The organism is Kribbella sp. CWNU-51, from assembly GCF_054073265.1.
This window is the reverse complement of the sequence record NZ_JBSXMZ010000002.1, coordinates 1-8,128: the sequence shown is the minus strand read 5'-3', so window position 1 is coordinate 8,128 and position 8,128 is coordinate 1. Positions and strand designations below refer to the sequence as shown.

Below are 8,128 nucleotides of genomic sequence, written 5' to 3'. Positions count from 1 at the left end.
TGACCACTGACTACTACCCGTTGTTCGGTACGGTGCCGGGCCGGTAATCGGCGATAACCACTCCAGTGGTGGTGGTTTCGGAGTGGGTGAGGGTGAGCGGCTGGTGGAGGTCGCCGAAGAGGTGGCGGCCGGTGCCGAGGACAAGCGGGTGGATCAACAGGATGTAGACGTCGATCAGCTCCGGGATGGATCGGATCAGTTCGCCGCTGCCGAGGACGATGAGGTCCTGCTCGCTCTTCAGCTTCGCGACGTCGTCCAGCCCGATCACGTGGGTGTTGACCCATTCGGGATCCGTCAGCGTCGACGAGACGACGTACTTCTGCTGCTTGTTCAGCGCGTCCGTGTAGGGGTTGTCCTCCTGCTTCGGCCAGAAGCCCGCGAAGTCCTCGTACGTCCGCCGCCCGAGCAGCATCCCGCCCTGAAGCCCGGCCCGCCGCCCCAGCACGCGCCCCATCGCGTCCTCGCTGTACGGCGTCCCCCACCCGCCGTACTCGAAGCCCCCACGCACATCCTCATCCGCCCGCCCCGGCGCCTGCATCACGCCGTCCAACGTCAAACTGCAAACCACCGTGATCTCACCCATGACTGCCTCCTTGGTTCGTGTTCTCGCCCTCTACACGAACCAAGGATGTGCAGATCGACAGGAAGTGGTTGTGGGGAGGCTGGTTGCGTGCGGGGTGGAGGGGGAGCATCGTGACAGTGTGAGTACGAAGCGGTGGGATGATCTGAGCCCGGTTCAGCGTCGGCTCGTCGTCATTGGTGCGGTAGTCGAGGGGATGTTGAAGGTGGCCGCCCTGGTTGACCTCGCGCGCAGGCCGGCTGCGGACGTCAACGGCTCCAAGGTGCGCTGGGCGCTCGTCATCACGCTGGTCAACTCGATCGGCATCGCGCCGCTTGCCTACTTCCTGTTCGGGCGGCGGAAGGCTGCATAGTTCGGAGGCGCCATGAGCCCCGTACCGACGAACGGGTGGTGGTGCCCGATTTCCCCTGCCACCCGTCCGCCACGCCGGTCGATGCGGGGGTACTACCCGTTGGTCGGTACGCCGTCCGGCCGGGCTGCCACTGCTCCGGCGGCTGACCGGAGGGAGTCCAGGTCCGCGTGACAGCGGGCTTCTACTTCGGCGAGTTCGCGGAGGGTTTCGTCGATGTCTCGGCGGCGTTGTTCGAGGTCGGCTCGGCGGTGGGTGATCTGGGTGAGGAGGTATTCCAGCTGGCCCTCCTCGCCGGGTTCGGCGTCGTACATGTCGACGATGGTGGCGATCTCGTCGAGGGAGAAGCCGAGGCGCTTGCCGCGCAGGATCAGGCCGAGGCGGACCTTGTCGCGGGGGTGGTAGACGCGCAGGGTGCCGCGGCGCTCGGGCGTGAGCAGGCCGCGGTCCTCGTAGAACCGGATCGTCCGCAGCGTGACGTCGTACTCGGCGGCCAGTTCGGCGATCGACCAGGTCTCAGCGGGCACCCGGATATTGTGCACACACCCCAGGTTGCTTTACGTTTACGTAAGCGTCAAGCACAAGGAGTGCCTCATGTTCGAGCTGTCCGAGGAACACCGCGAGTTCCGCCACAGCGTCCGCGACTTCGCCGAGGCGGAGATCGCGCCGCACGCCGCCGAGTGGGACCGCAAGCACTACTTCCCGGTGGAGGTCGTGCAGAAGATGGGGAAGCTCGGCCTGTTCGGCCTGACCGCCCCGGAGGAGTACGGCGGTGCGGGCGGCGACTTCACGAGTCTGTGCGTGGCGATCGAGGAGATCTCCCGGGTGGACCAGTCGATGGGCATCACGCTCGAGGCGGCGGTCGGGCTGGGGATCAACCCGATCCTCACCTTCGGCACCGAGGAGCAGAAGGCCACCTGGCTGCCCGACCTGGTCGCTGGCCAGAAGCTGGCCGGGTTCGGGCTGACCGAGCCGGAGTCCGGGTCGGACGCGGGCGCGACCAAGACGCGCGCGGTCCTCGACGGCGGCGAGTGGGTGATCGACGGCTCGAAGCAGTTCATCACCAACTCCGGCTCCAGCATCACCTCCTGCGTGACCGTGACCGCGCGGACCGGCGAGAAGGCGGACGGCAAGGCGGAGATCTCCACGATCATCGTCCCGAGTGGTACGCCGGGCTTCGTGGCCGAGGCGGCGTACGACAAGCTCGGCTGGCACGCTTCGGACACACATCCGCTCTCCCTCGTCGGCTGCCGGGTGCCCGAGGGGAACCTGCTCGGCAAGCGCGGCAAGGGGTTCGCGCAGTTCCTCGCGACGCTGGACGACGGGCGGGTCGCGATCGCGGCGGTCGCGCTCGGATGCATCCGGGCGTGCTTGGAGATGTCGGTCCAGTACGCCGGTGAGCGGCAGACGTTCGGTGGTCCGATCGGGCGCAAGCAGGGCGTCGCCTTCCAGATCGCGGACCTGAAGGTGATGGCGGACGCGGCCGAGCTGCTCGTCTACCGGGCCGCCGCACTGAAGGACGCCGGCGCCTCGATGGCCGACTTCAAGCAGGCCGCGTCGGTGGCCAAGCTCTACGCGACCGAGTCCGCGGTGACGGCGACGCGGATCGCCACCCAGGTCTTCGGCGGCTACGGCTTCATGGAGGAATACCCGGTCACCCGGTTCTACCGCGACGCCAAGATCCTCGAGATCGGCGAGGGTACGTCGGAAGTCCAGCGCATGCTGATAGCCCGGAGCCTCGGGCTCCCAGTGGAATGATGACTGCATGACGCGGGATCACTGGACAGAGGTCAAGGTCGCGCGCGAGGCGACACTGGGGCCACCGGAGAAGGCGGCGGCCAAGCTCGCGAGTCAGAACAAGCTGTACGTCCGGGACCGGATCGCACTGCTCGTCGACGAGGGCAGCTTCGTCGAGGACGCCCAGCTGGCGAACGCGCTGAACCCCGGCCTGCCGGCCGACGGCGTGGTCACCGGCCGCGCGCTGGTCGACGGCCGCCCGGCGCTGCTGGTCGCGAACGACCCGACCGTCAAGGCCGGCTCGTGGGGCGCCCGGACGGTGGAGAAGATCGTCCGCATTACCGAGGTCGCGCTCCGCGACGAGCTGCCGATCTTCTGGCTGATCGACTCGGCCGGCGCGCGGATCACCGACCAGGTCGACCTGTTCCCCGGCCGTCGCGGTGCCGGCCGGATCTTCCACAACCAGGTCGCGCTGTCCGGCAAGGTCCCGCAGATCTGCTGCCTGTTCGGCCCGTCCGCCGCGGGTGGCGCGTACATCCCGGCGTTCTGCGACATCGTGATCATGGTCGACGGCAACGCCTCGATGTACCTGGGCTCGCCCCGGATGGCCGAGATGGTGGTCGGCGAGAAGGTGACGCTGGAGGAGATGGGCGGCGCCCGGATGCACACCACTGTCTCCGGCTGCGGTGACCTGCTCGCCACCGACGACAGCGAGGCGATCGACCTCGCCAAGCAGTTCTTCTCCTACCTGCCCGGTTCGTGGCAGTCACGGCCTCCGTCGTACGACGCCTCCCCGCCGGCGCGCGATTTCACCCGGGATCTAGTGCCGGCCGAGGAGAGCATCGGGTTCGACATCCACGACGTGATCGACGCGCTCCTCGACGCGGACACGTTCTTCGAGGTCAAACCGGCGTACGCGCCGGAGCTCGTCACCGGGTTCGGCCTGCTGGCCGGTCAGGTGGTCGGGATCGTGGCGAACCAGCCGGCCGTCAAGGGCGGCGTGCTGTTCGTCGACTCCGCGGACAAGGCGGCCCGGTTCATCTGGCTGTGCGACGCGTTCAACGTGCCGCTCGTGTACCTGTGCGACGTACCGGGTTTCATGATCGGCAGCGAGGTCGAGCGGGCCGGCATCATCCGGCACGGCGCGAAGATGATCACCGCGGTGTCGGAGGCGACCGTGCCGACGGTGTCCGTGATCGTGCGGAAGGCGTACGGCGCGGGGCTCTACGCGATGTGTGGACCCGGCTTCTCGCCGGACGCGTGTATCGCACTGCCGACCGCGAAGATCGCCGTGATGGGTCCGGAGGCGGCGATCAACGCCGTGTACTACAACAAGATCCAGGAGATCGCCGACGAGGGCGAACGGGTCGAGTACGTGTCCCGGCTGCGCGAGGAGTACGAGACCGACATCGACATTCTCCGCCTGGCCGCCGACCTGGTGATCGATGCCATCGTCGAGCCGGAGAACCTCCGCGACGAGCTGATCGCCCGCCTTGCCGCCGCGCAGTCCAAAGACCGGACATTCTCCCACCGCCGCCACGGCGTCCCGCCGGTCTAGAAATCCTTCAGCCGTTGGCCGATGCCCGCGAGGTAGGCGACCAGACCATTGCGCCAAGCGATGGCCTGCGCACGCTGATCCGGGTCGAGGCCGGGGTCGATGTCCCACCCGGCGAAGGGACCGTGGGCGAACCACCTCATGGCCCCGGTGAGCCGGTGCACGGCCGTGGTCGAGGGCCGCGCACCGTAGGTCTCGAAGAACGCGTCGGGGAGCCGGCCGCCGTTGATCAGGTGGATCCGCTCGTCGAGGTCGGCGATCTCCCGGGCGGGATCGCCGACGCGAGGCTCGTCCCAGTCGATCAAGGTGGTCTGTGACCGGCCGACGATCACGTTCGCCAGGAAGACGTCGCCGTGCAGCAACGCGGTCGGGGTCTCGCGCAGCGGCCCGGCGTGCTCGTCGATCACCGCATGCAAGCGCCGCAGGTGCGGAATCACGAACGGGAGATTGGCCGACAACCTGGGCTCCGCGTCGGCCAGCAACCGGTGCAGGTCGTTCACCGGGTCGGTCGGTCTGAGGACCAGCGCGTCCGGACCGAAGTCACCGGTCATCGCGCTGGGGAAACGCACCGCGTGCACCCTGCGGAACGCCGTACCGACAGTCCTCCAGGCGTCGTCGGTCATCCGGTCCTCGTCGACCAAGGTCGACAGCATCTCGCCGGGGATGTACTCGTAGAGGGTTGCGTGCTCGTTGCCGCCGAGCAGCGCCGGTGCCGGTACGGCGTGCTCCGACAGGAAGCGGGTTCGGCCGTGCGGGAGTGGACGGGATGCCTGCCGGCGGCGACGGAGAACGATCTGGCGTGAGTCGGCGAGGGTCGCGCGCAGGATCTCGTGGTTGAACCCGTGGCCGCGCAAGGGCTTGGTCGATCGCACCTCGGGCAGGCCGGCCGCGGCGACGAGTTCGTGCAGCAGGTGCTCGGTGGTCGGCATGCGCTCATCCTTTCGTCCACAGATCGGTCACGCGAACGGTTTTGCCGGCGGTGGCCCGCTAGGGTGAAGTGTGTGAGCGCAAACGATTTCGCGAGGACGATCCGGGGCCGGGAGAAGCTGGTTGGTTACTGGGTGACGCTGGATGCGCCGCCGGCGACCGAGCGGATCGCGCGGCTGGGGTACGACTATGTCGTGCTCGACGGGCAGCACGGCCTGATCGGGTACCAAGGTCTGCTCACCGGGTTGCTCGCGATCGACGCCGGTGCGGCGATCGGCTCGGGCCAGACCGTCGGGCTGGTGCGCGTCGAGGCGAACGACCCGACTCCGATCGGGCGTGCGCTCGACGCTGGTGCGGCCGGTGTGATCGTGCCGCTCATCGACACCTCGGACGACGTGGCCCGGGCCGTCCAGGCGGCCAAGTATCCGCCGGTCGGCGGGCGCTCGTTCGGCCCGACGCGGGCGTCGCTGCGCATCGGTCCGGTCCCGGCCGACTCCAACGCGGCGACCGTCGTACTCGCGATGATCGAGACGCCGCTCGGCCTGAAGAACGTGGCGGAGATCTGCGCGACCCCCGGCCTGGACGGCGTGTACGTCGGGCCGTCGGACCTCGGACTCGCGCTGGGTGCCCGCTTCCCGCGTGACCCGGAGATCGACGGTCCGTTCGAGGAGGCGGTCGAGCTGATCGCCCGGACCGCCGCCGAGGCCGGGATCGCGGCCGGCATCCACACCTTCGACGGCGACTCCGCGAAACGCCGGCTGGCCCAGGGCTACTCCTTCGCCACCGTCTCCTCCGACCTCAACCACCTCGAAGGCATCGCTGCCGCCCACCTGGACACTGCTCGGTCCTAGGAACACACAGGCGCCTTTGCGGGTTAGGTTCGGAGAGGACGGACCGAGGAGGGCCTGGATGAAGGCACCCGAGCGAGGGGCACTGCCGTTGGGGCTGGCGGCGACGCTGGGGCGGACCTATGGGCGGCTGACCGAGACCGTGCAGGGTTTGACCGACGCGGACTTCCAGCGGGAGACCAGATGCGCCGGCATGCCGGTCGGTCCGCTGCTGGTCCATCTCCTGTACGACGCTCAGCGGGCGTTGATCGCATTCGCCAGCCCGGCCACCGCCGACCCGGATCGGGATTTCGTCACCTACTGGCAGGACTTCCCACCCCGGTCCGAGAGTGATGCGGAGCCGGATATGAAATTCGTCCGTGGCGTCGCGGCGGCGTACCGGAAGCCTGGCCTGCTGGTCCAGGACTGGCGTGAGGTGTCCGAGGCGGCGGTGCGGGCCGCGGCGGTCGGACTGGCCGTGAAGGGTCATCGGATCGAGACACAGGGCCATGTGCTGAACGCGAAGGACTTCGTCGCGACTTTGGTGCTCGAGTCAACGGTTCACCATCTCGACCTGATCGTCGGCCTTCCCGACGCGCCCGAACCGGATCCGGAGGCGCTGCAGGTGACGGCCCGGACGCTGGACGGTCTGTTCGGCCCGGCGGCGTGGGACGTGATCGGCTGGGACACCACGACGTACGTCCTGAAGGCAACCGGCCGGCTGCCGCTCGACGAGGACGACGTGGACATGCTCGGCCCGCACGCGGACCGGCTGCCGCTGCTCAGCTAGAGCACTCCGGCGAACGGGTCGTCGAGGTCCTGCCAGTCCAGGCCGGCGAGCTCGGACTCGGTCAGCAGGCACGCGTCGAGAATCGACTGCAGGCGGGCCGGATCGAGTCCCATCCCGGTCGCGACGACCGTGCATTCCGCGAGGTGCTCGCTCTCGGACCACTCGCCGAGCATGCCGAGCGACGCGCTGTACCCGGCCGACTCCCAGCGGACCCGCTGCGTCGGCCGGTTCGCCAGCCAGACCACGCCGCGGCTCCGGACCACGCCGTCCACGATGTCCTCGAGTGCGTCGTTCAGCCGCGCCGGATGCAGTGGCCGGGTCGACCTCCACAGCACCGTCGTCACACCGTCTCCACTGGGCTGGACCCGATCCGATGACGCGAGCTCGCCGGCCCATGCCTCGGCCGCGTCGAAGTCGAACAGCCCAGTCCGCGCCACCGGTCCGGTCGGCGCACCCTCGTGGTTGGCGGCGACGACCGTGGTGCGCGGGTTCAGATGCAGCAGCAGGTTGTGGAGCCGCTCGGGTGCCGCGCCGCGATGAGCGTTCGCGAGTACGCAGACGTCGGCGTACTCGATCTGTCGTGCGGTCAGCTCGGCGACGTTGCGCCGGTCCGGCATACCCAGCGCGAGTCCTCGCTCGGCCAGCAATTCGTCACCGGACAGTTGCTCGACCAGCAGTACTGCGTCGACCACACAGGTGACCGTGTCGACCACGAGCTCGGGCAGTGCCGTCACCAGCGCGGTCACGAGCGGCCGTGCCTCCATCGCCGGGGGAGCCGCCAGTACGACGTGATCCCAATGCCGGCTCGCGACCAGGGTCTCGAGCAGCGGCACCAGCGACTCGATCAGCTGGCAGGCGCCGCAGTCGTCGCCGACCGCGAACTCGCCGGCGTCCATCGGACCGGACGCATCCTGCACTCGCCACGTCAGCACACCCCGCCCGAGTAGCTCGTCCTGCTCCACGACCACGGTCACTGTGCTCGCGTCCGTCATGGCGTCGAGCACCGGCTCGCGGAGCGTCGTGGAGAGCCCGGCGAGCAGGGACAACGGAGTCTTCGCTTGGGCGGCCGTCATTCCCCGAGTATATGAAAACGGTTTTCATCAGTCCAGAGCCCGGCGGCCGCGACTTTTCCCACCACTACAGGAATTTTCCCGGTGCCGGCACACAACGCACCGAAGTGGTCCTTAACGACAGGACGTAGTCGGGCGGCCCGGTGGATCGTGAGCCTGAGCGGGCCGGTCCACGGGCGGCGGAGGGGCACTACCTCCTAATGGGTGTTATCGGGTCGGTTGGTGACAGACTCGGTGGCTGGTAGCCGCTGGTGGGTGAGCACTGATACCTCCTGGACTGTTTGAGTCCTGTC

The 8,128-nt window shown here is 68.5% G+C and carries 9 protein-coding genes; 5 read left to right on the top strand and 4 right to left on the bottom strand.

Annotated features, from left to right (window positions below; all coding sequences use genetic code 11):
• Window positions 1–13: 13 nt before the first annotated feature.
• On the bottom strand, window positions 14–583 hold the full coding sequence (locus ACXC9Q_RS00095; RefSeq protein WP_457054386.1) for a dihydrofolate reductase family protein: 570 nt from the start codon (window positions 581–583) through the stop codon (window positions 14–16).
• Window positions 584–701: 118 nt separating this feature from the next.
• Between ACXC9Q_RS00095 and ACXC9Q_RS00090 the strand changes: the two genes are divergently transcribed.
• A complete protein-coding gene (locus tag ACXC9Q_RS00090) occupies window positions 702–932 on the top strand; it encodes a DUF5652 family protein (RefSeq protein ID WP_457054385.1) in 231 nt (76 codons plus the stop codon).
• Window positions 933–1,024: 92 nt separating this feature from the next.
• Here the strand turns inward: ACXC9Q_RS00090 and ACXC9Q_RS00085 are convergent, their stop codons facing one another.
• Entirely contained in the window at window positions 1,025–1,456 is a 432-nt protein-coding gene (locus ACXC9Q_RS00085) for a MerR family transcriptional regulator (RefSeq protein WP_457054384.1), read from the bottom strand.
• Between the two features lie 67 nt (window positions 1,457–1,523).
• On the opposite strand from ACXC9Q_RS00085, the gene ACXC9Q_RS00080 reads away from it, so the two are divergent.
• Both ACXC9Q_RS00080 and ACXC9Q_RS00075 read left to right on the top strand, forming a co-directional pair.
• Window positions 1,524–2,687, top strand: a complete 1,164-nt coding sequence (locus tag ACXC9Q_RS00080; RefSeq protein WP_457054383.1) for an acyl-CoA dehydrogenase family protein — start codon at window positions 1,524–1,526, stop codon at window positions 2,685–2,687.
• 7 nt (window positions 2,688–2,694) lie between these two features.
• Window positions 2,695–4,224, top strand: coding sequence for an acyl-CoA carboxylase subunit beta (locus tag ACXC9Q_RS00075; protein WP_457054382.1), 1,530 nt, complete (start codon window positions 2,695–2,697; stop codon window positions 4,222–4,224).
• Here the strand turns inward: ACXC9Q_RS00075 and ACXC9Q_RS00070 are convergent.
• A complete protein-coding gene (locus tag ACXC9Q_RS00070) occupies window positions 4,221–5,150 on the bottom strand; it encodes an aminoglycoside phosphotransferase family protein (protein ID WP_457054381.1) in 930 nt (309 codons plus the stop codon). The genes ACXC9Q_RS00075 and ACXC9Q_RS00070 overlap by 4 nt on opposite strands.
• A gap of 72 nt (window positions 5,151–5,222) precedes the next feature.
• Between ACXC9Q_RS00070 and ACXC9Q_RS00065 the strand changes: the two genes are divergently transcribed.
• Window positions 5,223–5,999 (top strand): HpcH/HpaI aldolase family protein, encoded by a 777-nt coding sequence (locus tag ACXC9Q_RS00065; protein WP_457054380.1) that lies wholly within the window; start codon window positions 5,223–5,225, stop codon window positions 5,997–5,999.
• A gap of 58 nt (window positions 6,000–6,057) precedes the next feature.
• A complete protein-coding gene (locus tag ACXC9Q_RS00060; protein WP_457054379.1) occupies window positions 6,058–6,765 on the top strand; it encodes a maleylpyruvate isomerase N-terminal domain-containing protein in 708 nt (235 codons plus the stop codon).
• Here ACXC9Q_RS00060 and ACXC9Q_RS00055 read toward each other — a convergent pair.
• Window positions 6,762–7,838 (bottom strand): GTP-binding protein, encoded by a 1,077-nt coding sequence (locus ACXC9Q_RS00055; RefSeq protein WP_457054378.1) that lies wholly within the window; start codon window positions 7,836–7,838, stop codon window positions 6,762–6,764. The genes ACXC9Q_RS00060 and ACXC9Q_RS00055 overlap by 4 nt on opposite strands.
• Between the last annotated feature and the right edge of the window lie 290 nt (window positions 7,839–8,128).